The organism is Paenibacillus oleatilyticus (assembly GCF_018998565.1).
GTDB lineage: Bacteria > Bacillota > Bacilli > Paenibacillales > NBRC-103111 > Paenibacillus_G > Paenibacillus_G oleatilyticus.
Genome location: NZ_JAHNZO010000015.1, coordinates 152,138 through 177,035, shown reverse-complemented (window position 1 = coordinate 177,035; position 24,898 = coordinate 152,138). Strand labels below are relative to the sequence as shown.

At 48.0% G+C, this 24,898-nt stretch carries 19 protein-coding genes and 3 pseudogenes; 11 read left to right on the top strand and 11 right to left on the bottom strand.

Annotation, left to right across the window (positions count from 1 at the left end; genetic code table 11):
• Positions 1 to 109: 109 nt before the first annotated feature.
• Complete coding sequence (locus KQX66_RS20240) at positions 110 to 1,126, bottom strand: hypothetical protein (protein WP_216794615.1); 1,017 nt, start codon at positions 1,124 to 1,126, stop codon at positions 110 to 112.
• A 245-nt stretch (positions 1,127 to 1,371) separates the two neighbouring features.
• On the opposite strand from KQX66_RS20240, the gene KQX66_RS20235 reads away from it, so the two are divergent.
• On the top strand, positions 1,372 to 1,683 hold the full coding sequence (locus KQX66_RS20235) for a hypothetical protein (RefSeq protein WP_308647254.1): 312 nt from the start codon (positions 1,372 to 1,374) through the stop codon (positions 1,681 to 1,683).
• A gap of 390 nt (positions 1,684 to 2,073) precedes the next feature.
• Complete coding sequence (gene sigK / locus KQX66_RS20230) at positions 2,074 to 2,775, top strand: RNA polymerase sporulation sigma factor SigK (protein WP_216794613.1); 702 nt, start codon at positions 2,074 to 2,076, stop codon at positions 2,773 to 2,775.
• A 226-nt stretch (positions 2,776 to 3,001) separates the two neighbouring features.
• On the opposite strand, the gene KQX66_RS20225 is transcribed toward sigK, so the two are convergent.
• On the bottom strand, positions 3,002 to 8,317 hold the full coding sequence (locus KQX66_RS20225; RefSeq protein ID WP_216794612.1) for a cadherin-like beta sandwich domain-containing protein: 5,316 nt from the start codon (positions 8,315 to 8,317) through the stop codon (positions 3,002 to 3,004).
• Positions 8,318 to 8,687: 370 nt separating this feature from the next.
• Here KQX66_RS20225 and KQX66_RS20220 point away from each other — a divergent pair.
• The 4 genes and pseudogenes from KQX66_RS20220 to KQX66_RS20205 all read left to right on the top strand — a co-directional run bounded on the left by KQX66_RS20220 (position 8,688) and on the right by KQX66_RS20205 (position 12,545).
• Positions 8,688 to 9,622, top strand: a pseudogene (locus KQX66_RS20220) (permease).
• A gap of 18 nt (positions 9,623 to 9,640) precedes the next feature.
• Positions 9,641 to 10,546 carry a TIGR03943 family putative permease subunit gene (locus KQX66_RS20215; protein WP_216794610.1) on the top strand — a complete coding sequence of 302 codons (906 nt, stop codon included), beginning with the start codon at positions 9,641 to 9,643 and terminating at the stop codon, positions 10,544 to 10,546.
• Between the two features lie 115 nt (positions 10,547 to 10,661).
• Positions 10,662 to 11,267, top strand: coding sequence for a TetR/AcrR family transcriptional regulator (locus tag KQX66_RS20210; RefSeq protein ID WP_216794609.1), 606 nt, complete (start codon positions 10,662 to 10,664; stop codon positions 11,265 to 11,267).
• 69 nt (positions 11,268 to 11,336) lie between these two features.
• Positions 11,337 to 12,545 (top strand): MFS transporter, encoded by a 1,209-nt coding sequence (locus tag KQX66_RS20205; protein WP_216794608.1) that lies wholly within the window; start codon positions 11,337 to 11,339, stop codon positions 12,543 to 12,545.
• A 66-nt stretch (positions 12,546 to 12,611) separates the two neighbouring features.
• Here KQX66_RS20205 and KQX66_RS20200 read toward each other — a convergent pair whose 3' ends face one another.
• Complete coding sequence (locus KQX66_RS20200) at positions 12,612 to 13,814, bottom strand: ROK family transcriptional regulator (RefSeq protein ID WP_216794607.1); 1,203 nt, start codon at positions 13,812 to 13,814, stop codon at positions 12,612 to 12,614.
• Positions 13,815 to 13,968: 154 nt separating this feature from the next.
• Between KQX66_RS20200 and xylA the strand changes: the two genes are divergently transcribed.
• The 3 genes from xylA to KQX66_RS20185 all read left to right on the top strand — a co-directional run bounded on the left by xylA (position 13,969) and on the right by KQX66_RS20185 (position 17,813).
• A complete protein-coding gene (xylA, locus tag KQX66_RS20195) occupies positions 13,969 to 15,282 on the top strand; it encodes a xylose isomerase (protein ID WP_216794606.1) in 1,314 nt (437 codons plus the stop codon).
• A gap of 35 nt (positions 15,283 to 15,317) precedes the next feature.
• Complete coding sequence (xylB, locus tag KQX66_RS20190; protein WP_216794605.1) at positions 15,318 to 16,808, top strand: xylulokinase; 1,491 nt, start codon at positions 15,318 to 15,320, stop codon at positions 16,806 to 16,808.
• Positions 16,809 to 16,958: 150 nt separating this feature from the next.
• Positions 16,959 to 17,813 carry a DUF2268 domain-containing putative Zn-dependent protease gene (locus tag KQX66_RS20185; protein ID WP_253957305.1) on the top strand — a complete coding sequence of 285 codons (855 nt, stop codon included), beginning with the start codon at positions 16,959 to 16,961 and terminating at the stop codon, positions 17,811 to 17,813.
• Positions 17,814 to 17,859: 46 nt separating this feature from the next.
• On the opposite strand, the pseudogene KQX66_RS20180 reads toward KQX66_RS20185, so the two are convergent.
• From KQX66_RS20180 to KQX66_RS20165, 5 genes and pseudogenes are all read right to left on the bottom strand, one after another.
• Positions 17,860 to 18,496: pseudogene (locus KQX66_RS20180) on the bottom strand (MerR family transcriptional regulator).
• 287 nt (positions 18,497 to 18,783) lie between these two features.
• On the bottom strand, positions 18,784 to 19,497 hold the full coding sequence (locus KQX66_RS20175) for an SDR family oxidoreductase (protein ID WP_216794603.1): 714 nt from the start codon (positions 19,495 to 19,497) through the stop codon (positions 18,784 to 18,786).
• Positions 19,498 to 19,525: 28 nt separating this feature from the next.
• Entirely contained in the window at positions 19,526 to 20,074 is a 549-nt protein-coding gene (locus KQX66_RS20170) for an NAD(P)H-dependent oxidoreductase (protein ID WP_216794602.1), read from the bottom strand.
• An 18-nt stretch (positions 20,075 to 20,092) separates the two neighbouring features.
• Positions 20,093 to 20,347, bottom strand: coding sequence for a hypothetical protein (locus KQX66_RS38735; protein WP_438804203.1), 255 nt, complete (start codon positions 20,345 to 20,347; stop codon positions 20,093 to 20,095).
• Between the two features lie 4 nt (positions 20,348 to 20,351).
• A pseudogene (locus KQX66_RS20165) lies at positions 20,352 to 20,855 on the bottom strand (MFS transporter); the annotation flags it as partial.
• Between the two features lie 169 nt (positions 20,856 to 21,024).
• Between KQX66_RS20165 and KQX66_RS20160 the strand changes: the two are divergent.
• Together KQX66_RS20160 and KQX66_RS20155 are read left to right on the top strand one after the other, a co-directional pair.
• Positions 21,025 to 21,363 (top strand): winged helix-turn-helix transcriptional regulator, encoded by a 339-nt coding sequence (locus KQX66_RS20160; protein WP_108534079.1) that lies wholly within the window; start codon positions 21,025 to 21,027, stop codon positions 21,361 to 21,363.
• A gap of 51 nt (positions 21,364 to 21,414) precedes the next feature.
• Positions 21,415 to 21,957 (top strand): hypothetical protein, encoded by a 543-nt coding sequence (locus tag KQX66_RS20155; protein ID WP_216794601.1) that lies wholly within the window; start codon positions 21,415 to 21,417, stop codon positions 21,955 to 21,957.
• Positions 21,958 to 22,136: 179 nt separating this feature from the next.
• On the opposite strand, the gene KQX66_RS20150 is transcribed toward KQX66_RS20155, so the two are convergent.
• From KQX66_RS20150 to hisC, 3 genes are all read right to left on the bottom strand, one after another.
• Positions 22,137 to 22,544 carry a hypothetical protein gene (locus KQX66_RS20150; RefSeq protein ID WP_216794600.1) on the bottom strand — a complete coding sequence of 136 codons (408 nt, stop codon included), beginning with the start codon at positions 22,542 to 22,544 and terminating at the stop codon, positions 22,137 to 22,139.
• A gap of 190 nt (positions 22,545 to 22,734) precedes the next feature.
• Complete coding sequence (locus tag KQX66_RS20145; protein WP_216794599.1) at positions 22,735 to 23,631, bottom strand: hypothetical protein; 897 nt, start codon at positions 23,629 to 23,631, stop codon at positions 22,735 to 22,737.
• Between the two features lie 131 nt (positions 23,632 to 23,762).
• A complete protein-coding gene (hisC, locus tag KQX66_RS20140; RefSeq protein ID WP_216794598.1) occupies positions 23,763 to 24,830 on the bottom strand; it encodes a histidinol-phosphate transaminase in 1,068 nt (355 codons plus the stop codon).
• Positions 24,831 to 24,898: the final 68 nt, after the last annotated feature.

Genomic DNA, 24,898 nt, shown 5'->3' with positions numbered 1-24,898 from the left:
CCTCCAACTTTGATCTAGTAGTCAGTATTGCCAAATTTATCTCAGTTGAGAGGTTACACAATTTATTTTACAGACCCTTGATTATAATGTGAACATGGATGGATACTCCTTACTTTTTATAATCTGGTGGAAGTAAAATACTCTTTTTATTAAGAATCTTATCAATTTCTTCGTCTAATAGACTCTTAGATGGTAATGGTTTAGTACTTTCACACTGACTACTAGTGAAAACATTGTTGGTAATGGTATGCTCACTATCATTGTGTGCTGCATCCATTTCTATTGAATCTTGATTCCAATTAAAATCAACTCTTACTATGGTTTGTTTTGCAAGCATTGTTTTATTGCAGCCATCAGAAATATTTGGTTTATCTCCGATTAAGATATTGCCATCAATACTGGGACGTAATATGTATTTATTAGAAAGAATAGTTCCATTATTTAAAGTTATTGTAGCAGTAATATCTGGTGTAAAAATAAATTGAATTATAGAAATCATAGGGAATAATAAAAATCTTAATAATAAATAGAGAACGAGAACAATAATGCTTAATCCAAACATGCTTAACGATGTAGGCATATAAAAGATTACTTCCATTGTTGTTTCTTTGTTTAATTGAAGCTTAGTGTTTAGTAAATTTAGAAATAAATTTATCATATATCCAAAGGTATATAACAAAATAAGAAAATAAACGAAAGAAATAGTGAAGAACCATATATAAGCTTTTCTAGTTTTCCTTTTGTTATTATTCTTGAAGACTTTTCTTAAACTTTTTTTAAATAAAGAAACTGAAAAAAGAAAAATAAATATCATCAAAGCGACAATTTCAAAAAATAATATTAATGATGTTGGTAAGTTGGAATTTTCCACAAAAGGAAATTGATCAGTGATTGGATGGGCTTCTGTATCTATTGATGTGCCGATTATAGACACATAGCATATTGCTAACATACCATAGCACTCAAAGAATAATCTTCTCATTGCACGATGATGGCCGCTTAGAAAAGATTTTTCTTCAAGAGTGATATTTATAATTGGATGTGGTACAAATATAGATTTAAGTATTATTGGAATGAAAAAAACACCGATTCCACTAAAGACCCATTGAATCATTTGATAGTCCATTTATGTAATCAACTCCTGAATAATATAGGCATATTATACCATGGTTCGCTAAAAAGTGGGGCGATATGACAATTGGGTATGAAGATTTACCCAGTGATAGGAGCGGGAGTTTATGAGGAATGCAGATTTGATCAAGGAGCGCTTAAAAGGTGCTTCTTTTTTTATATAGAAAAGGGATACAGTAAAGAAGCCGTTCAGACCTGTATGGTATAATATAGAAGAAATTGCGGGAGGTGGGGTTGTTGGTGTTCTCCAAGAAAGCGACATTTTGGTTGGCTGTAATAAGCATTTTAATCTGTCTGAATAATTATTTGGGAAACGATGATAAAAACATTCTCCTTATCGGATTAAATCCAGTACTCAATTCTATTGTATATACTGAACCATTCCGACACTGGATTTTGGATTTTGAAAGTGCAAAATTAGCTACCGACAGTGCAACTATTAGAGTTTTGTTCCCTGCCTATATCATCCATTTTGCTTCCGTATTTTTTATCGGTAAGAAGTATCATAAATCAATTAGACCCATTTGGCTTAATTGGGAAACACCAGAATGAAAATGGAGATAATGGGTTCGTCATTAAGTTAGAGTAAATAGCAAAATTACGTACCGTTAAAATAGGCTATGATTACAATTCATTGATTTGAGTAATAAGAAAAACGTTACCTGAGACGTTGGGAAAATAATAAGGAGGATAAAATATTTCCCTCTTTTTTTAATGTTCAATTATTTTTCAGAAAGTATTGTTTTTTTCTACATTCTCTCTTATGAGGGAATGTTTTTTTTCTAAGGACGTTTTCGGTAGCTTCGACGCTGCGGCCGTGCGAAATAGATGTAAACTTTTGTGTACAGGCACTTCCGGGCATTCGCCTACATACACTAATACTAATCTTTGCGCGGAGATTTCCGAGACCGTGATCGGCAAACACCTTAGGGGGTGGCTGGAATGCCCGGATTGTTCAGTGCCGTAGCTTTATTTATTAAACAGCTTTCTTTACTCGTTTCCTACGTAAAAAACAACGCGTTTCCCCAGCCCTTGGCGGAGGATGAGGAAGACAAACATTTGAAGCTGATGGCTCAAGGCAATCAACACTCGCGCAATGTGCTCATCGAGCATAACCTGCGGCTTGTCGCGCACATCGTCAAGAAATTCGACAATACGGGGGAGGATCTGGAGGATTTGATCTCCATCGGTACGATCGGTTTGATCAAAGCGATTGAATCGTTTTCCCCAGACAAAGGGACCAAGCTGGCGACCTTCGCGGCGCGGTGTATCGAGAATGAAATTCTGATGCATCTTCGCTCGCTGAAAAAGACGCGCAAGGACGTATCGCTGCACGATCCGATTGGGACGGATAAGGAGGGAAATGAGATTACGTTGATCGATATCCTCGGTACGGACTCCGACGAGGTGGTTGATAAAGTGCAGCTCAAGATCGAGAAGAGCAAAATTTACAAAAATCTGGATATTCTCGACGACCGCGAAAAAGAAGTCGTGGTAGGGCGGTTCGGACTAGAGCATGGTGGAGAAGAGCGGACTCAGCGGGAAATTGCGAAGGAGTTAGGCATATCGCGAAGTTATGTGTCAAGGATTGAGAAAAGAGCTCTCATGAAGCTGTATCATGAGTTTTATAAGGCGAAGAGATAAACACGGTAAAAGCCTGCCTTGATGCTTTCATTGGCACGTTGATCCCAATAGAAGGGGAACTTCTGCGTTCGGACCAGCCTTGGCTACTCGATGTAGAAGATCGCCAGCCAGCCTCTCATACAACTGGGTGGCGATCAACTTTAAGACCTTATTAATTTCGGGGATCCCCGCAAAGTACCTGAATCGGCTTTGAAGCCAAGGCACCACTTTGAGGGGGTGTTTCTTTTTATTTCAACAAATTGTAAACCGCTTGAGCCGCTTCTGCCCGTGTCGTGTGTTCAGCCGGTACGAACAGCCCTTCTTGGCGTCCCGTCAACAGCTTCGCTTTGATTGCACGATGAACATAAGGCAAAGCCCAATCGCTGATCATTGAAGCATCGGAGAGTTCCGTTGAAGCTTTTTCCAATTTTACACCCGTTCGATATTCATAAGCGCGGACAAGCATAATGGCCATCTCTTCTCTGGTAATGCTTCGATTCGGATCGAACATTTGCCGGGAATCACCTGTGATAATGCCTGCTTTATAAGCGGCGGATACTTCCTTGGCATACCATGCGTTTCCAGCCACGTCATCGAACGGAGCCGTCTCGGAAGACTTGAGATGAAGTGTTCGTACGAGAAGCGATGCAAACTCAGCACGGGAAACATCTTGGGCTGGTGCAAAGCTCGAGTTCGTCACTCCGTTCACGATATGCCGGGCGGACAGTTCTTGAATCGTCGAGTATGCCCAATGCATGATTGTTACATCACTATAATGTTTTTCCAATGAAAGGACTGCGTAATGGCCGAGACGGTCAATTCCGACTTCAATTGCGGTATTACCGTTTGTAAGTGTTCCGCCCAAGTACGTAAGACTTCCGTCATCCAGAATCTTATAGATACCGGCCAGCTTCGGCTTCATTCCAACTGGAATCGGGAATGTAATGGTTACAGGCTTTTTCAACTCAGTCATTTCATACCGCTTCCCGGCAGCATCGGTCACGAAGATCGCGAGGTCGAATACCTTTCCGCCCAGCGTATAAAGACCGTTATCCTTGCTGCTCGCTTCTTTTAATGTCCGGTTCGCTTGTTCTGCTGAGACCGGTTCAATTTCTACCGTAATCACAGCGGAGTCGTCAACAGATGGCAGCAAGCTGGTTGCGGATTTCAACAGATCGGCAGGAACGATCAGTTTTACATCGTGTGCCTGGACATGTAATGGACGCCCATTAAGCTGATCTACCTGCGCGATTGGAATGATAATGCGATTCTGTCCTTCCGTCAGTGCGACGGATACAGATACAGAGTTCTTTTGCAGGTCTTCGTCCTTGATCACTGCCGAGTTACCCGGCAGCTCCGGCTTCATTGGCGGTGCTACTGCCGTTGGAGATGAAGGTGACGATTCTGATGACCCCGACGAATCTGATGATTCCGACGAATTTGGCAATCGATTAACTAGTATCACATATTCTTTAGTCGTTCCGTTCTGTGCAGTGACAAGGACAGAGATACGATTCGAGCCGACGAGCAGGCTGCTGCCGCCAGTAACAACGACTTGGGATGTGGCATGCTCGGCGGAATAAGTCACCGCCGCTACCGTTGTGCCATAGGAGACATCAACCGTATAACTCAGCTTGTCCGGTGCGAATCCGTTCAATGCGATCTGATTGACACGCAAATCAAGCAGGTTCGCGTTGGACGATAGCACTTGAGGTTGTCTGGTTATCGCGATGCTATACATACTCTTCGTTCCGTCTTGAGCGGTTACCGTAACTGTAACCGAATTTTTACCGACAATTAATTTATCGCCACCGGCAATCACAACGGTTGCAGCTGGATTTGCTGTTGAGTAAGTTATGCTTGTCACCGTAGTCTCATACGGTACCGACAATGAATAATTGAGCTTGTCTGAAGCGAATCCATCCAACGTCTTTCCGTTTACGCGCAGATCGAGCAAGGAACTGTCGGACGATAGCCCCTGAGGCTGTCTGATAATCACGATGCTATAAATGCTCTTAGTCCCGTCTTGAGCTGTTACCGTAACCGTAACCGTATTTTTACCGACAATTAATTGATCTCCGCCAGTAACCACCACGGTCGAAGTAGGACTTGCTGTTGAATAAGTTATGCTTGTCACCGTAGTCTCATACGGTACCGATAATGAATAGTCAAACTTATCCCATGCGAAACCGCTCAACGTCACCCCGTTAACGCGCAAATCACTCAAAGTAGCAGGCGATATATCGGCACGGTTCAGATGGATGACATACGATCTGACGTTTCCGTTCGGTGCTGTTACGGTCACTGTCACAACGTTATTGCCAACCTGGAGGTTGGAGTCGCCATTGATTACTACCGTTGCCTGAGGTTCTGAAGTCGTATAGGTAACTTTCGCATTCGTCACAGTATTCGGAACGTTCAGCGAATACTCCAATGTATCCGGTGTGAAGCCGTCTACCGAGACACCGTTAATTTTCAGATCCGTCAGGTTCGCGTTCCCGCTCGCAACCTTATCACCGGTAAAATCGATCTCGCTCATGCTTGTAAATGTTTTGGATGGATCCGTATTGTAGGTTCCGGTAACTACGAATTTTACGTAGCGGCCCTGCACAGCCTTATCCAAAGAGACAAAGTCTGTATATACGTTGCCTGTCCAAGTTTTCCCAAACGTGCCGGAGGCTTTGTTGGCCGTATTGCTCAAGAAAGCAGGACCGTTTAAGTCGGCCGGGTTATCGGACGCGTACAATTCGAATGTTTTCGGAAATTCCATCGCACTTTGGTTAGGCCGGCTCTTTCTCTGAATCCCATTCAGTTTATACGTGCTCTCCATATCGATAATGACCCAGTGCGGGAATGGCGCAGCGGGCGCTTCCCATTTGGAATGCCAGATGGTTGTTTCTTGACCGTCCAAGATGTTGCTGGCTACAGCGTTCTCATTGTCTGCATAAGAGCTAAAAGAGTGGATAGAGAAAGCCATTTTTGGAACGAATGTATAGATGATGCCATTCCGGGCAGTTTGCAAAGCCCACATCAAATCGAGATAGGCTTGATCGATTGCAGCAGCTCTGTCGCCAGAAGTAATAACCTTGGCGTTAGCAAGTCGAGTATCCAGTTCATTTTGTGCCTGTACGGGAAGTGATAATCCTGTAGTTCCTTTGACATACGCAATGAATTGTTCAGCTTCCTGAATTTTCTCTGTCAATTGATTAAAGTTGTACAAAGTTGTCGACCGGTACGAATCGGATAACGCTTTGGCTTCCGTAGCGGATAGGGGGCGCTTCCATATCTTTAAATCGTCCAGCGTAACGGTTGCTCCGCCGTTTCCTTTATTACCGTCTGCGCCGATGATGACGTGATAAGGAGTATCCATACTGGACGTACCCAGTGCGGTGATATCCTTGGTCGCCTTCATGACACCGTCGACGTAAGTGGTGGCCGTCTTGTTCGTCCTGTCTACGGATATGGTGAAGTGGTGCCATTCTGAACCTACACTTTGAGCCGAATAATCGATACGATTGGTGCCGTCTGCCATGTTAAGCGTCATGTTGTTCGTAGTCGCAGGCCCAATATACCATCCGGCATTTTTACCGGAATTCCAGTTTTTGTTAGAGATTACCGCCTGATCGCCCGCCAAATTGCCGGTGTGCCAGAACGATACGGTGAAATCGCCACTACCGAACTTCAAGTCGGATCTGTCTCCAAGATCGATATAATTGGCATTGCCGGCCGGAATGCTGGCCGCTTGTCCGGATCTGCCCGCCACATAAGTGACATTACCGGCAGAGGTGGCCAGTCCTGTTGCACCGGCAGCATCATCATTCAAATTGCCGTCAAATTTCATGTCGGACACAAGCTGCTTCCACATCGTACTCGGATCGATCGGCGTCAATTCCGGTGCCGTGCCTTCCGTTCGTAAGTAAGTCTGCAAAGGCGCGCTCTTGTTGCCGTAAGCATCCACTGCCGCAATGGTAAGGACGTAGGACGTAGCCGGGCTCAGACCCGCTATCGGGATATTCATTTTGTTCGGAATCGGAGAGAAGTAAAAGTCCGATAAAACATTGTACGACTTTGCGACTTCTGCCGTACGCTGGTTATACACTTTGATTTCATAATGATGCACGGATTGATCGTCCTTGGCTTGCTTGAACGAGAGCATCGGCACGATATTCGAACCCGGCAGCACTTTAAGGTCGGGGTTCGCCGGGAATTGCGGTGCCGTTTTGTTGCGGTTGCTTGAGGTATACGTGAAATTGCTTTTTATTTCATCCTTCGTATTGCCTGTTAATTCCACTACCCATTTTTTTCCTGCCAATGCGCCTGCACTTTTATAAGGTGTTGGGGAATTATTGCCTTGCCATTTGCCACCCAGATAGATAGAGCCTGGATCTCCGTTATACTCCACGCGTTCAATCTCTACACGATCCTTGTATACCTCAATGAGTTGGGATTGGTTGACAGGGAATTCGAATCGTCCATCCATCAATCCTTCTTCCGTGACAGCGGAATAGCCATGATCTACCTCGATGTATGACATGGACCCAAGATTGACAGCGGTAAAATCTTTCTGATAGATCGAACGATCATCGTTAATATTCAAATGCGAATGGCCGGATAAAACAAAGACTTGCGGATAATCCTTCAAATCCGTATACAGGTTCTGATTACTTCCTTGCTGGCCGTCCATGGCGGTGCCGGACACAGGATGATGCAAAGTAATGAAGATCGGCTTATTCAGATTCGCCGGATCGGCTGTTATGGCTGCGAGCCGACCCTTCAGCCAGTTTCTTTGTCCTGTGTCGCCGTTATAATTGTTCCCATTCAAAAAGAAAAACGAATAGCCGCCGATTGTTTTCTCGTAATAGCCATTCGGTTGATCGGTAAACCATTCCGCCGGGTAATAGTTTTTCACTTCGGCTACGCTTGCGTCATGGTTGCCGATCGCAATCTGAACGGGCATGTCCGACCAATTTTTGCGTGCCAATTGTTCTTGCAGTACATCGCGTGCAAACTGATGATCCGGCCCTTTGCCATCACCGTTGTCATTGATGATGTCGCCTGCAATAACTATGGCGTCCGGATTGGGAAAGATGGAAGAAAGAACATCGAAATTGCTAGCATACCTTGCGCGTGTCTTGGCATTCTCAGCCTCCGTGCCGGGACCGATATGGATATCCGACATCGCGGCGAATTTCAGCAGCGGTTTTTCGGTTGTTTTGATGATGTAGCCGTATGTAGCGGGTTTACTCCAGACGCCGTCTTTCAAGGCGATCACTGAGATATTCGTCGACTCCTTAAGGACAATCGGCGTTCCGTTAAACTTAAGGCTTGTTTCGTCAGGCATGGTTCCGTCCAACGTGTAATAGATGTCTGCACCTGAGGTGGTGGAGCTAAGCACAACGGTAACAGATTGCTCATAGCGTCCTGCGGGTACGGAAACGACCGGCGTGTCGACTGTAGCTGCTGCGATCGCTGCCGGAATAGAGCCTGCTCCTGCTGAACTAACAACAGAAGTTGCTATGGTGCAAGCCAGGAATGCGGATACAAATTTCTTGGCGTTCAACAAGTGAAGTCCTCCTTTTCATAAGCCTGAATGATGGATTGATGTAAATAGCTTCATGTGTGCTCGTACCGATGGCTTAGATAGGCATTCCCTCCTTTAACAATAAAACAATACAAAAACATAATAATTAGTTGTTTTTATAGTTGTTTTATTGCATTTTATTTGTATTTTGTTTTTGTGAGATTAAATAGAGGTGATGTTTTTGTAAAGGAAAAGAGGGCTTTTGAAGTGGTCTTCGTATTTTCTTAATCATGCGTTGATGTTGATATAACAATCCGAAGTTAAACTAAATAAAGGGAAAAACACGGTAAACAAATGATCCGAATTTAAAATTTGTTGTTTTTGTGATGATTATTCTTGATGAGGTGGCCCGATGAGTTTTCTAAGTGATTTTCGCACCATGGTGATTGGCATTTTACTCGAAGCGTTTCCCTTTATTTTACTTGGTGTCGTCATTTCTGCTTTGCTCCAAACGCTGGTTAGCGATCAACTGCTGCAGCGATGGATACCGAAAAAAACGATTCCCGGCATCCTTTTCGGATGTTTCTTGGGTATCGTTTTTCCGCTTTGCGAATGCGGGATCATCCCTGTTGTGCACCGGTTGATTCGCAAAGGCATGCCGCCGTATATCGGCATTGTGTTTATGATGGCAGGGCCGGTCATCAATCCGGTCGTATTTACTTCCACGTTCGTGCCTTTCAGGCCCAGCCGGAGATGGCTATCTCCCGCATGGTGCTGGCGTTTGTCGCGTCGGCCTTCATTGGGCTATGGGCTTCTCGGGGAGTACATGCTTCTGCACTCCGTAATACAGTGAACAATGCTAATGAACAGGCCGCTGCAGACAAAAACAACATCAAGCCCCCGCATTCCAACAAAGCGCCAAACGCAGCATGGAAAACGAAATTGCATGAAACGTTGGAGCATGCTGCCATTGAAATGTTTGATGTAGGCAAATATTTAGTTTTGGGCGCTACCGTCACAGCTTTGCTGCAAACCGTTGTAAGCAAGAAGTGGCTTCTTGCGTTAAGTGACGGGGACTGGACCCCACATTTGTTTATGATGGGGCTTTCCTATGTCCTTTCCATTTGCTCCACAGCAGATTCTTTTGTCGGAGCTACGTTCATTCCCGATTTTAGTTTAGGTGCAGTGCTTGCTTTTCTCGTATTTGGCGCCATGCTGGATATCAAAAGCACTTTGATGCTGCTAAAAGTCTTTCGCTTCAAAACCGTCGCTACGGTTCTGATCATTTCAGCGGTCGTTGTTCTGTTGGGGGCTGTCGCCTTCGATCAACTGTATATGCACTTATAACATGGAGGCGGGGGAAACATGAAAATAAATTCCGCGTTTGCGCATCGAACGATTCGAGCTGCGGTCTTGATTGCATTTGTTTTTTTTATTGTCCGGATTAGCTGGTCGGATGCGTTGAGCTATTATGTGGCTCCAAGAATGGAGCTTTGGGTAAAGGGTCTTGCCTTTGGTCTGTATGTACTGGCCATGCACCAGCTTTATTTGGCGGTTCGGGATGTCTTGTCCAACAAGAAAACCGCTGCGATCACTTGTGCTTGTTCATCACATAGTCACGAGCAATGGAAACCAAGCGTTATTATCATGTATGCGGCTTTGATCGTTCCGCTTGTTCTTGCCTTTTTCATTCCCGATGCGGTATTAGGAAGTAAGATGGCGGCCCAAAAAGGATTAAATTTAACCCCTTCAGGCATTTTGCTTACTAGCAATTCTGGTGATGCAGCTCCAAACTTAATTCCCAATCATAAGTTACAATTGGATTCGGGACCGTCTTTTCCGTTCAATGACTACACAAGGCCCTATGCCAAACAGGCTGCGGATATGTACAATCAGCCTCTCATTTCGATTAACGATGATCTTTATATTGAATCGCTGACGTCGATGGACTTGTATCAAGAGCAATTTATTGGTAAAAAAGTGCAGATTAGCGGTTATGTTTACCGTCTCGACAGTATGAATAAAAACCAATTTGCCGTGGGAAGATTCGCGATGCGGTGCTGTGTCGCAGACTCCGTACCGCTTGCTATCCTTGTAGAAACCGACACCCCCGAACAATGGCAAAACGATATGTATGTGGTCGCTCTCGGCACCATTGAAAAACGTAATTTTGACGGCAAAAGCGTATTGTCTATCGATGCCAAATCGATAGACACCCAAAAAGTGCCTACAAGTCCTTACGTTTATGGAAATCCGTATTTTGGGAATTGATGAGATAAGGTTTGCAAAAGACTTCGTTCATCGCCTATAATACTGAATAAAAGTTCAGTGTTATACTGGCGTCCTCTTTAAAGAATCCGTCATCCAGAAAAGTGGTGAAGTAGATGTGAATAAAAAGAAACAGCAAACCGAGCAAACGAAGAAGAAGATCGCCGATGCTGCAAGAGCTTTATTTGCCCAAAAAGGCTATAAAGCAACATCCATAGAAGATATCGTGAAAGCGACCGGGTGCAGCGCCGGGAACATTTATTATCATTTCAAGAACAAGGAAGGGCTTTTTTTATACTTACTTGAAGAGTGGAACACGGAATGGGATAAGACATGGCTGGACAAAGAAACGCTGTATCCCACCACGATCGATAAATTATATGGTATGGCCGAGCATTTGGCGCTTGATCAACTAAACCATCCGCTAACCAAGGCTGCCGATGAATTTTTCAACAACTCCGAGAAAGCTCCGGATGTAGAGGAGCGAATTCATGAAATGGTCCAAGGTTATCTTGACTTTAATCGGCAGCTGCTGCAGAGGGGGATCGATAACCATGAATTCGAAACCACCAATGTTACCGGGCTCGCCATTATTTTGGATAGTCTGATGCTTGGATTGAATCAACATAGCCGGAGAATGGAAAGAGAGGAAGCGCTGGAGGCCTATCGATTAGCTATGGATGTGTTTCTGCATGGCATTGCGAAGTCAACCCGCACCCGCTAGCTCTTTTTTTTGCCGCTATCCTGAATAAATATTCAGTATTTTGTTACAGAAGTATGGAGGAATGTAAGAATGAAATTATTATCGAAAAATCGGGGCGCCTTACTGATTCTCGTGTTCAATCTATTTCTGGTCTTCTCGGGGATCGGGCTTATCGTCCCCATTATGCCCAAGTTCATGGAAAGCTTGGGCATCACCGGGGGGATTATGGGCCTGTTGGTTGCGGCTTTTTCATTGACGCAGCTTCTTTGTTCGCCGTTGGCCGGCCGGTTGGCCGATTCCTTCGGTAGAAAAAGGATGATTGTCATCGGCTTGACCGTGTTCGCCTTCTCTGAAGTGCTGTTCGGGATAGCAAGTTCACCTGCTCTACTGTTTGTTTCCAGGCTGCTCGGCGGCATTAGTGCTGCAATGATTATGCCGGCCGTTATGGCTTACGCGGCGGATATCACGACAAAGGAAGAAAGGGCGGCCGGGATGGGCTACATTAACGCAGCCATTACAACAGGCTTTATTATCGGACCTGGTATTGGCGGTTATATTGCCGAATTCGGCATCCGCGTGCCCTTTTACGCCGCGGCGGTTGCGGGGATCTTGGCTGCATGTATTACATTGTTTATTCTTCGGGAATCGCTCCCTTCAAAAGAGAATACAGCTGATACTCCATCTGACGCAAGAGAATGGGGCGGTCTTCTCTCGCAATTGAGATACGCTTATAAAGAGCCCTATTTTTTAAGCTTGATCATCGTTTTTGTCATGTCGTTTGGGCTTGCTAATTTTGAGACGATCTTTGGACTGTTTGTGGATCACAAATTTGGGTTTGGGCCTAAAGATATCGCCTTTATCATAACGTTCGGGTCGATAGCCGGCGCTGTCGTTCAGGCTACGGCCTTCAGCTGGATCATGAAGCGCTTCGGGGAGCAGCGTGTCATATCGCTCTGCCTGATCTTTGCCAGTTTGTTTATTCTGCTGACGCTTTTTGTCCACACATTCTGGTTGATTTTTGCCGTTACCTTCATTATATTTCTGGCAATCGATATTTTACGACCGGCCATCAGTACGCAAATGTCAATGGTGGCAAAAGATCAGCAAGGCTATGTTGCCGGCTTAAACTCTGCCTTTACCAGTCTTGGCAATATCGCAGGTCCTATCGTAGCCGGTTTTTTATTCGATCTGAACGTTAATTATCCGTATACCCTGGCGTGCCTAATATTGTTTATTTGTTTTGTTGTATCGGTAAAAGGTAAAAAGAACAACCCGCAGGATGTGAATGCCGCCTCCTGATGGGGAAGAGCTGTTAAAGTCGCCTTCGTCCCTGCCCCTCTGCACGGGGTGGGGCGACCGCAAACATCAATCCCCTAACGCCTTCATAGCCGAAAAGAAGCGGTTGATCGCAATCGATGCGGCGCCGGCAGCCGAGGAATTCATGCCCAGCTGTGCGTAGACGACGTTCATTTTTTGGCGATGGAACGAGAGGCTGTGCGAATTCAGCGTTTCACGGATGGAATCGGCTATCCATTCGGATGCCAGCGATATGCGGTTCCCGATCACGATGAGCTCGGGGTTAAACACGTTCACCAGATTCGTGATGCCGACTCCCAGCCAATGTCCCGTGCTTGCAAATAAATCGATGACCGGACGATTTCCACGCTTGGCCAGATGCAGCAAAGTGTTCAGGTTGATTTTGTCGATCGCCTCGGCGACCTGAATTTTCTCGTCAACGAGCTGAAGGGCTTTCGCTTGGTGGATGAGCGCTTTCTCCGAGGCAAACGTTTCCCAGCACCCGCGGCTGCCGCACCCGCAGAGGGGCCCGTCCTGCGCCAGGGTCATATGCCCTACTTCGCCGGAGAAGCCGGACACTCCCCGATACAAGGCGTCGTTCAAAATAATTCCCGCGCCGATCCCGATCCCGACGCTGAGGTATATCATATTCGAGACGGAACGCCCGGCGCCGAACTCCTTCTCGCCCAAAGCCCCGACGTTCGCTTCGTTATCGATGGCGATCGGGAGGTTGAACTCCTGCTGAAGCATCTCTTGGAGGGGAACGTCCGTCCATCCCAGATTGGGGGCGGACAGCACGTTTCCTTGATCGTCGACCAGACCCGGTACGCCGACGCCGATTCCAATAATGCCGTAGGGAGACGCAGGCGTTTTCTTGATCAGCGAATGAATGCATTTCTTGAGCTTCTCCGTCACCGTCTCCACGTTCAAATCGGTCATTTCGATTTTTTTCTCCTTGACGACGGCCCCGCCTAAATCGGTGACCATCGCCAAAATATAGTTCACGCCGAGATCGACGCCGATCGCGTAACCGGCCCGTTGGTTAAAGAGCAGCATCATCGGTTTTCTTCCGCCGCTGGACTCCCCAAGCCCGATTTCGGTGACAAAGTGGCTGTCGATCAATTCGGTGACAAGGGAAGATACCGTCGTTTTATTTAAACCGGTTTTCACGGAAATATCCGCTCTGGAAATCGGATAATGGTGGCGGATCGTATCCAGAACAAGGTATTTGTTTATTTTTTTCATCAATTGCAAATCGCCGGTGATTTTCATGCCATCCTCCAAAGCCTGCTATTTCGGTTCTTTTTCCTTATCATAACACGGATTGCAAAAAATAAAAGATGGACTTACTTTGTCTACTGTACAAACAAAGTATCCGATGCTAACATGAGATTAAGCCATTTTTCCAACATGGGGAGGAACCGATATGAGTTATTTCAATACGGTCGGCAAGATTCAGTACGAGGGGAAGGATTCCAAAAATCCGTTGGCGTTCAAGCATTACAACAAATCGGAAATCGTGCTTGGCAAAACGCAAGAGGAGCATCTCCGCTTCGCCGTGGCCTACTGGCATACCTTGACAAGCGGGGGCAGCGATCCGTTCGGCGCCGATACGGCCATCCGTCCTTGGGCGAACTACACCGGGTTGGACTTGGCGAAAATACGCGTCGAGGCGGCTTTTGAATTTTTTGAGAAGATCGGTGCTCCTTATTTTTGCTTCCATGACCGGGATATTGCGCCCGAGGGCGATTCGCTGAAAGAAACGAACCGCAATCTGGATGTGATCGTGGCCTCCATCCAAGAGCATATGAAAGCGAGCGGGGTGAAGCTGCTGTGGAACACAGCCAATATGTTCACGAATCCGCGATTCGTTCATGGCGCGGCGACGACCTCCAATGCGGACGTGTACGCGTATGCGGCGGCGCAGGTGAAGAAAGGGCTGGAAACGGCGGTAGAGCTGGGCGCGGAAAATTACGTGTTCTGGGGCGGGCGCGAAGGATACGAATCGCTGCTCAATACGGATATGGAGCTTGAACTCGATAATTTGGCGAGATTTTATCATATGGCGGTCGCTTATGCGAAAGAAATCGGCTTTACGGGGCAATTTTTGATCGAGCCGAAGCCGAAGGAGCCGACGAAGCACCAGTATGATTTTGACGCGGCGACCACCATTGCTTTTCTGCAAAAATACGGGCTCCAGGATCACTTCAAGCTGAATCTCGAAGCGAACCACGCGACGCTCGCCGGACACACCTTCGAGCATGAGCTGCGTGTAGCCCGCTTGCACGGCATGCTCGGTTCCATCGATGCGAATCAGGGCGATTTGCTGGTTGGCTGGGATACGGATGAATTCCCGACCGATCTGTATGCGGTTACTCTCGCGATGTATGAAATTTTGAGCAACGGGGGCCTCGGATCGGGCGGCGTGAACTTCGACGCGAAGGTCAGAAGATCGTCATTCGAGCCGGAAGATTTGTTCCATGCGCATATTGCGGGAATGGATACGTTTGCCAAAGGCTTGAAGGTTGCGGCAAAATTGATCGAGGACCGCTTTTTTGAGAAAATTACGGATGAGCGTTACAGCAGCTTCAAGAGCGGCATCGGCCTCGACATCGTGTCGGGCAAAGCGGATTTCCGCCAATTAGAGCAGTATGCGCTCGGCAACCCAACCATAAGCAACAAATCCGGCAGACTTGAGCGGATCAAAGCCGAGCTGAACGAGTATATTTTTTCCTTATAAGCGGGGGAACGATCACTCCTTGGGGAGGATAGGGCATGAAATATGTTGTAGGGATTGATTTAGGCACGGGCTCCGTTAAGGCTCTTCTTGTCGATCAGGAAGGGAAGGTGCACTGCGAGACGTCGCGAAGCTATCCGCTGCAGCACGGGCAGCCCGGCTACAGTGAACAGGAGCCGGAGGCATGGGTAAGTCAAACCGTGGACGGTTTGCGCGCGTTGGTGCAGGAGTCGGGAGTGGAACCGAAGGATATCGAAGGGATCAGCTTCTCGGGACAAATGCACGGCCTGGTGCTGCTGGATGAGCAGGGGCAGGTCCTTCGCCCGGCGATTCTATGGAATGATACGAGAACGACGGCACAGTGTAGAACGATCGAAAGCAAGCTTGGGCCGAGGCTGTATCGCATTACGAAAAATGCCGCTTTGGAAGGCTTCACGCTCCCGAAAATCATGTGGGTGCAGGAGCATGAACCGGAGTTATTCCGCAAAGCGGCGGTGTTCCTGCTTCCCAAAGATTATTTGCGCTACCGTCTGACAGGCAAGCTGCATATGGATATTTCCGACGCGGCAGGCACGCTGCTGCTCGATGTGATGCGGAAGCAATGGAGCCGGGAGATTTGCGGGGCCTTCGGCATCGACATGAGCCTATGTCCGCAGCTTGCGGAATCGCTGGATTTCGTCGGCTGCTTGCTGCCGGAAATCGCGGCCCGGACAGGGCTTTCGCCGGATACGAAGGTGTATGCGGGAGGGGCCGATAATGCGTGCGGCGCGGTCGGGGCCGGTATTTTAAGGAAGGGCGACGCTTTGTGCAGCATTGGAACCTCAGGGGTCATCCTGTCCTACGAGGATCGGGAAAAGGATTTCGCGGGGAACATCCACTTCTTTAACCACTCGCAGCCCGGCAGCTATTATGCGATGGGTGTCACGCTTGCGGCGGGGTACAGTCTGGATTGGCTCAAGAAAACGATCGCGGCCGGGGAAAGCTATGACGCTTTTCTGGCGAAGGTTTCCGAGGTTCCGGCCGGTTCGGGAGGGCTGTTATTTACGCCGTATCTCGTCGGAGAGCGCACGCCTCACGCGGATTCCGTGATCAGAGGCAGCTTTATCGGGCTGGACGGCTCGCATCGGCGCGAGCACTTGGTTCGAGCGGTGATGGAGGGGATTACGTTCTCCCTTCAGGAGTCGGTCGAGCTGTTGAGGGAAGCGGGAGTCGAAGTAGGGACGATCGTCTCTATCGGCGGCGGAGCCAAAAATGAGGCTTGGCTGCAAATGCAGGCGGATATTTTTCAAGCTCCGGTCGTGAAGCTGACTAGCGAGCAGGGCCCCGCTTTAGGAGCGGCCATGCTTGCCGCGGTCGGCTGCGGCTGGTTTGCCAGCATCGCGGAGTGCGCAAACCGGTTCGTCGGCTATGATCGGCAGTTCGAACCGGACCCGAAGCGTGCGGCGGTGTACCAGGACTTATTCGGCATTTATCAATCGGTTTACGCCAGCACCCGGGACTTGAATCGGAGATTGCAGGCGTACCGGTAACCAAAGCATCTCCCGGCATCATTCAACTGCTTAGGAAATAATTTGATATCTTTGTTGACTTTCACGTAACGTCATACCCTATAGTTGAGATTGTACTAAGTGATATCACAAGTTCAATCGAATAACAAGGAGATGCGTTTAGTGGAAATCATGATCCAAGACACCCTAGGCTTATATAAAGAAATGCTTAACTTACCTGAAGGGGAGAGAAGTGAGTTCTTTAGCGGTAAATTAATAAAACCTTTTCATCCGATGCTGGAAATCATGCATATGCCTAAGACACCCGAGGCCATGGGGTGTATCCAACTAGCCGGCCGTGACTCTGAGATGGTAGAAATGTTAGAAAGGCTTGAAAAAGCCGATGCCTGGAATCATGCTAAAAGGGCCATGGAAGCTGCAGTAGAGCGCTTTGAACAAGCCTGCATTCCATTGCCTGAAAAGGTTGTCGTAGGAATCTTCCTAGGCAATCCTGAATTTTTAGCCATGATGGAAGGATATACAGGGATGGGGTCTATACCTGGCTATATATTAATAATGATTGATCCCAATGAAAAGAACCTGCCAAAGCTGGGGGCATGCATAGCTCACGAGTTTCATCACAATGTGCTTTTCCATCATGCACAATGGAACTTTATGACGGATGTATCCGTCGGGAAGTATCTTGCTGTTGAAGGTTTGGCCGAAAGCTTTGCAGCCAGCATGTTTGGTGAGGAGTACATTGGCCCCTGGGTAACAAGTGTGCAAGGAGCAGATCTGGAAACCGCAAGAAGAATCATTTCAACATCGCTTGATGTCAAAGGGTTTATGGAGGTTCGCAAATATATATATGGAAAACATCCAATGATGCCTGAGACGGAAGGCTTTGGCATGCCTTTCTGCGGAGGGTATGCTGTAGGATATCATGCCGTACAGGCATACCTAAGAAAAACGGGTATGACAATAGAGAAGGCTACCATGATAGATGGTGATGAAATCATGAAGTCATCCGGCTATTTTGAAGCTTAAATTAATGTTAGTAAAGTAAAGCATGCTGGTTATGCAGCATGCTTTATTATTGTCTATATTTTTGACAATAGCATATAATGGCCTGATAAACGAAGTCGCTCAGATCCTCATCGCTGAATTGGTTGATGTAATTTTTAAACCTGCTATCAGATTTATAGGTATTGGCGATGCATTTCAAAATTTTTGTATCACAAGTCATATATTGTTCCAGATAGCTTTTCCATTCTGCAATTAATTCCTGAACATCGTCAGACGAAGGTGGGTTATGAATTTGTTTTGCTATTTTTTTAAATACATTTTCCATATTATTTGAAAATTCATTAGATAAATTTGCTTTTTCATGATCAGATCGTTTTTCCAGGTTTTTCTCATAATCTTTGTATATCTTTGTTTCACCATATATCATTTTGGCTTCACGACTATATTGTTCTTCTAATGGAAAAATTGGTGAGCTATTAAAGATATTCAAATTAAATATATCTTTTCCGGATACATAATCCTCTAACGCAGTAATAATTGTACCTAATCGTCGTTGTTTTGATAGTAAAGCTATAAGCCCGATAACCATTATCCGACAAACGAGTTGGTCTTAATAAATTGATTTTATCGTAAAAGTGTAATGTTCTAGCAGTGATACCTGTTATTCGTACAATATCTTTAACTGTGAAAAATTGTGTTTTCATCCCAAAGATCCTCTACTTCTTTAAAAATAATATATGATCTAATATATAATGCGCTATAACCTTATGTCATAGTCAAGTATAAATTTCGTTATCCGTTATTATTCAGGAAGCGATAAGCCGCATCTTTCACATATGTTTTATCGACCATAAAATACGACGACAGACGAGGGTATATTTTCTTCCTCAACTGCCGCCGTTTCGTTATGCTAATTAACCTAAATTTTTAATCTCACCAAGCTCACAGGGCTACGAGAAGCCCGACATGAACGTTCTTCCCCCACATCAGCTTAAGTCAAAAGATGCCCGCCTTCCACATGCAGAACGGTGCCGGTTACGAACCCGTTTTGGATCAGATAGAGCACGCTCCGCGCGACATCCTCCGCTTGGCCGACCCGTTTGACCGGGAGCTTGCCGGCCACGGTTTCGTAAAACTGATTGCGCGCATCCTCCGGCATTTTGCTGCGCGAAGGCGTATCGATGATCCCCGGGGAAACGATATTGACCCGGATCGGAGCAAGCTCCAGCGCCAGCGTTTGGCCCAGGTTCGAGACCGCCGCGTTGACCGCGCCAAGGGCGGACGAGCCGACCATCGCTTTGTAGGCGACCACGCCGGAGAACAGGGTAATCGACCCGTTCTTCGAGATGTGAGGCGCACCGTATTTGGCCGCATAGTATTGGCCCCAGAATTTGTTTTCGAACAACTTGCGGGCTTGCGCCGTATCGGTTTGAAGGAACGGCCCGCCCGAGGTTTCCGCGGCGCTGACGACAAGATGATCGAACGCTCCGACTTTTGCAAAAAATGCCTGTACCTGTCCTTCGTCCGTCGTATCGAGCGTATAAGCTGCAGCCTTTGGTCCGAGCTGTTCTTTGGCGCTCTGCAGTTTATGCTCCGAGCGGCTGGCTATAATCACTTCCGCGCCGAGCGCAATCGCCTGTTTCGCGGTTTCCAGACCGATTCCGGAGCTGCCGCCGATGATGATCACTTTTTGATTTTGCAACATGAGATATCCTCCTTTTGGGGTAAGCGAATTATTGATTTAATACCGATTGCAGATGGGCGTCGAGCTCGGCCGTGAACTGGTCGAGCTCCGGATGTTTGATGACATCGTAGCAGGCGAAGCTTTTTAAAGGCTGCAATCCGAGAAACTCCTGCGCCCGGTGCAAATGGCTTAACGCTTCTTCCAGACCGGCTCCTCTAAAAAACTGCGTCGGATCGTTGAACGCTTCTTTCGGAGCGTTCCAAGTCGTCGAGAACATATATTTTTTGCCGGTTAACATACCGCCCCTGCCGTACTGCTCCGCGCCTTTAAAAAACAACCCGTAAGCATACACTTCGTCCATATACGTTTTCAGGAGTCCGGGAACGCTGAACCAGTATACAGGCGTCTGGTAAATGATCACGTCGGCCCAGATGAATTTTTGCTGTTCTTCTTCGATGTTGTAGCCGTTTTGAATAATGGTCGTTTGGACCTCGTTATTTTCGCTCAACGTGCTTACCATTCGATCGATCAAGGTTTGATTCAGTTTCCCCTCCGCCGAGCGGTATTTTTGATGACCGTTAATGATTAAAATTTTCATTTTGTCTCCATCTCCTTATTATCTGTTTAACGTGCGGCCAGGCCCGGCTTGTGAAGATAATTCGGCATCCTGCCGGTCCAGCAACCAACTGGCCAGTGCAACCAAGAGTCCGGCAGCGGTCACGATGGCGGCTACCCAAGGCAAAGCGTGAAGCCCGGGGCCGTTGTCGATGATCCAGCCTCCCAAGTAAGCTCCGCCGGCATTGGCCAAATTAAATGAGCTGATGTTCAAAGCGGAAGCGATGTTCGGCGAGCCTTTTGCTTTCTGAAGCACCCGCAGTGGAGCGCCACCCCCACATTTGCCCGACGAAGGTGCCGAAGGGGACGCCAAGAATGTTGGCGAGCGTGAGTCCGGCAAACATCATGGCGATTGCGCTCGCTTGTTTTTCGCGGGGAACGAGACGCGTTGCCACGATCGAGCCGACGCCGAAAAAGGTGCCGTGCGCAAAGGAAGCCAGGATGCGGGCGATCATCAGAACCGCATAGTTGGGGGCGACGGCGGCCATCAGATTGCCGGCGACGAAGATGAGCATCAGGCCGAACAGCAGCGACTTGCGCGGCAGCCGCCCGGTGAAGGCGGTAATCACCGGCCCGCCGATGGCGACGCCCAACGCATAGCCGGTAACGAGCAAGCCTGCGGCGCTTAGCGTAACCTGCAGATCGGCCGCAACCTCCGGAAGGATGCCCATGATGACGAACTCCGTCGTGCCGATGGCGAACGCGCTGATCAAGAGAGCGACGAGTGCCAAGGGCGGCTTGCTTCGCTGAATTTCCGTAGACATGTTGTTCACCTCCTCAGGCAAGGTGGAATGATCGGCTCACAACGATATTATATGTGTAGTAAATTCATTTAGGGAAGTAGTGATATTTAATTCATATAGTTTCCGAAAGTATATTTATGTGATACAATGGGAATAATTAAGCGAAAAAAAATATTGGGAGAGTGCTTGGATGAATGAGCTTGAACCGGTCGTTCTGACCAAAGGAACGCCTGGCGTGCCTTGTCCCATTGCCAAGACGCTGGATGTGATCGGGACGAAATGGACCTTTTTAATTATTCGCGACCTGCTGATCGAAGGGACGATGCGATTCAGCGACCTGCTGAAATCGATGGATGGCATTAGTCCGAAAACGCTCTCGCTCCGTCTGAAAGAACTGGAAGACCACGGCATGCTGGAAAGAACGGTATATCCGGAAGTGCCTCCGCGCGTCGAATATACGTTGACGGAAAAAGGAAGGCGATTGGAAGGCATTTTTATCGAATTAAAAAGATTTGGCATGCAGTTATAGGACTCGAATTGTTCTGCGGGGGAATTGTCGTGAAAAAGGAGGGGGACACTCATGGGAAATGTGATTTCCATGCCTGAAGCCCAGGAAGACGAGGCGCCCTATCTTTCCATGTCGAACGGGTTGACCTCCGTCTTTCTTGATGTCCTGGTGCTTAGCGGTTCTCGAATCGCGAATACGGACCGAGAGAAGGAACTGATCATTTGGCTTGCTCAACGCGACCAGTCGGTCGTCGGGATTGGAACGGTAGGGTTTAGTCTGGAGGAAATGCCTTGGTCGGCGGACAATTTTGCGAATGAGAAGGCGTTTATGACGCGGACGATTCAGGGGGCTATGAACGAATCCGGCTGGGAGAAGCTCAGCTATACTCCGAACAAGGAGATGGTCGTCGGACGATTGGCGGACTTTCAGCTGATGATCGATGCTTTTCAAGCGGAGCACCTTGATCCAAGCTATTATCTCGAATGGGCCGAGGTGGACGAGGATGACGATTGTCCGACCATCCCTCCGGGGTATCCCATGTGCTCCAGGCACAGCGTCTATTTGTCCTGCCACGGATGCTTGCTATGCAACGATGAAGGAGGCGGCACGGCCTAGGCTCCTCCGAATAGGGTACAGGCTGACCGCTGTAAATGAAGTGCTATCAGGAAGCCTTGGAGCGGGGCGGCTGTTATGATTCAGACCTTGAACCTTTCGTGTACGGTAAGGTTCAAGGCCATTTTTTACAAGGCGATAAGTAACTCTTCTCTGGTATGGATTGCCTTATTCAATACATATTATTTGGCGACATGAATAACCAGTGACGTATATCGGACTCCCGTTTTTTTCGTTTTCCAGTAAACCGTGATCTCTGCAAATCCTTCTCCAATGGCATCAAAATATAAAACGCTATCCTGCAGTCTTATATTGTCCACAACGGATGTATTGTCAGTTCCAATTGCAACATCTTCCCACGAAAACTCAATTTGATCCCCTAGAGGGGCTCCGCAATAGAACGGCGTTGACCCTGTATCGCCGACTTTTAAGTTAAACTCATGCTCGACAGGAATAGAAATATGTTTTGTGCATGCGGATGGCTTAACGTTCTCTCCGTTGGCTTGCGCTGCAATGACATTGACAGACAATAATGTTGAAACAGCCAATGAAAGTGATAGAATGGACTTGCTTACCTTGCTAAGCTTCATTAAAAATCCCTCCTAAAATCTTTTCTGGAATGCGATTCAATAAGTTCACATTCTAGTTAAAAAATACCATTTAAAACTGACGGTATCAATATATTTCTTCACTACCTCAAGAACGCACAGAAATCGTGCCCATGACAAAAGCAGCCCGGCATGAAATGAACTCCGAGGCTGCTTTCAAGTACCTTCCGTGCTATTCCCGGCATAGGTCAAAATATTGTTTCAGATCGTGCTGGAAATCCGTGGTCGGACGTTTGGGCTCCCGTATTTTACATTGCTCCAAATATTCGGCGGCAAGCGCTTTGTATTCGGGATAGGTTCTTACCGTTTCGATCAGGCAGCCGATGATTCCTAATTGGTGGGGCTCCTCTTTTTTCTTAAGCTTATAAGTACTGTTGGAAATAAGATGTTTAAGCCAAACTTGGTACGATTGATCGCTGTCGGGAATTCGCGTATCGAAGTACCCTTGCCTAACGGCGGCCCATAACGCTAAAAGCGAATAATGAACGAGCTCGCTCGTCTCCCCGTTTTTAAAAATCGTCACGAGCGATGGAATCGCGCCCGATATATTGACCCCGCTCTCCGCCAGTCTCCAGTGGATGCTGCAAATGTATTGTTCGGTTGCCTTATCCTTCACATAGCGCTTGCCCGCAGCAAGAATAAGCTGTACCGCTTCATCCGGAAAAGGGACTTCTGCGGCCAGGAGTGCATCGAGCAGGGCGGCAGCGCGGTATTGAAGATAAAGCTCCGTATCGGTTTTCGCCGATTCCTTCCGATCCAGATGATGAAGCCGTGCAACGGGTGTTATGAACCCGGATAAATCTCCGCCCGCTTCAAGGCACTGGTGAACAATTTCGATTAGCGCGACAACCTGTTCCGGATCGTTGACGTCCAGATAGGTGCCCAATTCGCCGGTTTGGCGATCCTTTAACGCGTCTTCCAAGCTGTTCTTGGCCAGGGCAACGGCTTTTGAAACCATTTCGGGAGTCGTGATTTCTTCGATGATTTCCTTTGCCGTGCGCCTGCGTTCGGCCAAATCGGTTGTTGCGTTAAGCTGCTGCATCATGTGTTCTATTGTGCTGCCGTTCATAGGAAGGTTCCTCCGTCGTCCGTAACTATCGGCAAATGATGATATGAATAGTAAGATTATAGCATTGAATCCGCTTCGATCGCGAAAAAAGCTCCCGGTCCCCTTCACAAAGGGGCGGGAGCTACTTGTCTTTAAGCGAGCAGTCCGCGCAGTACAGCGGTCACGGCAGCCATTTCTGCGTCCGTGCCGATCGAAATGCGCAGCTTGTCGGCCAGACGGGGGTGCTCGAAATGGCGGACGTAGACGTTTCGTTCCAGCAGCCTCCGGTACCACTGGCGGGCATCGGGTTTTCCGGCTCCCGCAGGAGGCGTGCACAGCACAAAGTTCGTTTGCGAAGGGATGACATCGAAGCCAAGGCTTCGAAGGTCGACGATGAAGCTGTCGCGCGTCGCCTTGACCAGCGCTACCGTGCGCTCCGTGTATTCCCGGTCCTCCAGAGCGGCCACGGCAAGCTTCCGGCTGATCGCGTTGATGTTGTAGATGTCCTTGCTCTTTTCCAGCGCAGCGATGAGTGGCTCGGCGGCGACGCAATAGCCGACCCGGGCCCCGCACAGGGCGTAAGCCTTGGAAAACGTGCGGACGACGATCACGTTGGGATAGCGATCCACCAGCGGGATGGCGGTCGCGCCGGGATCGGCGAAGTCGATATAGGCTTCGTCGATGACGACCAGCCCCGGGAAGCGGCTGATCAGCCGTTCAACTTCTTCAAGCGGCAGCAGGTGTCCGGTTGGCGCATTCGGATTGACCAGCACGATCGCATCTGCCCCGCTGTTCATCAGCAGCTCCGTATCGACGGTAAAGTCGCTTCGCGTTGGGACGGCGATGGAAGAGGCCTGATAAGATGCGGCTACCGTGTGATACAGCGAGAACGACGGGTCCGGCAGGGCCAGACGTCGGTTCGGACCGATGAAGCCTTTAACGATCAAGGAGATGATCTCGCTGGAGCCGTTCCCGCAAAAGATTTGTTCTTCCTTGACCCCGTGCAGCCGCGAAAGTGCGGCGCGCAGCTGTGCGCAGCGGGCGTCGGGATAACGGCGCAGCTCTTCTTCGCCGAGCGTGCGCAGCGCCTCCAGGACAAGCGGCGAGGGCGGGTACGGGCTTTCGTTCTGATTCAGCTTGATCGCGCCGCTTCCTTCCGGCGGAAGGTCGCCCAAGGCGTAAGGGGTGAGTCGGTCGATATGCGGCAAAATAAGGGTCATTGGTTTGGTACCTCCTAAAATATCCGGCTGACGGGGTCAGCGCGTGATTTGATGATGGGATGCACGTC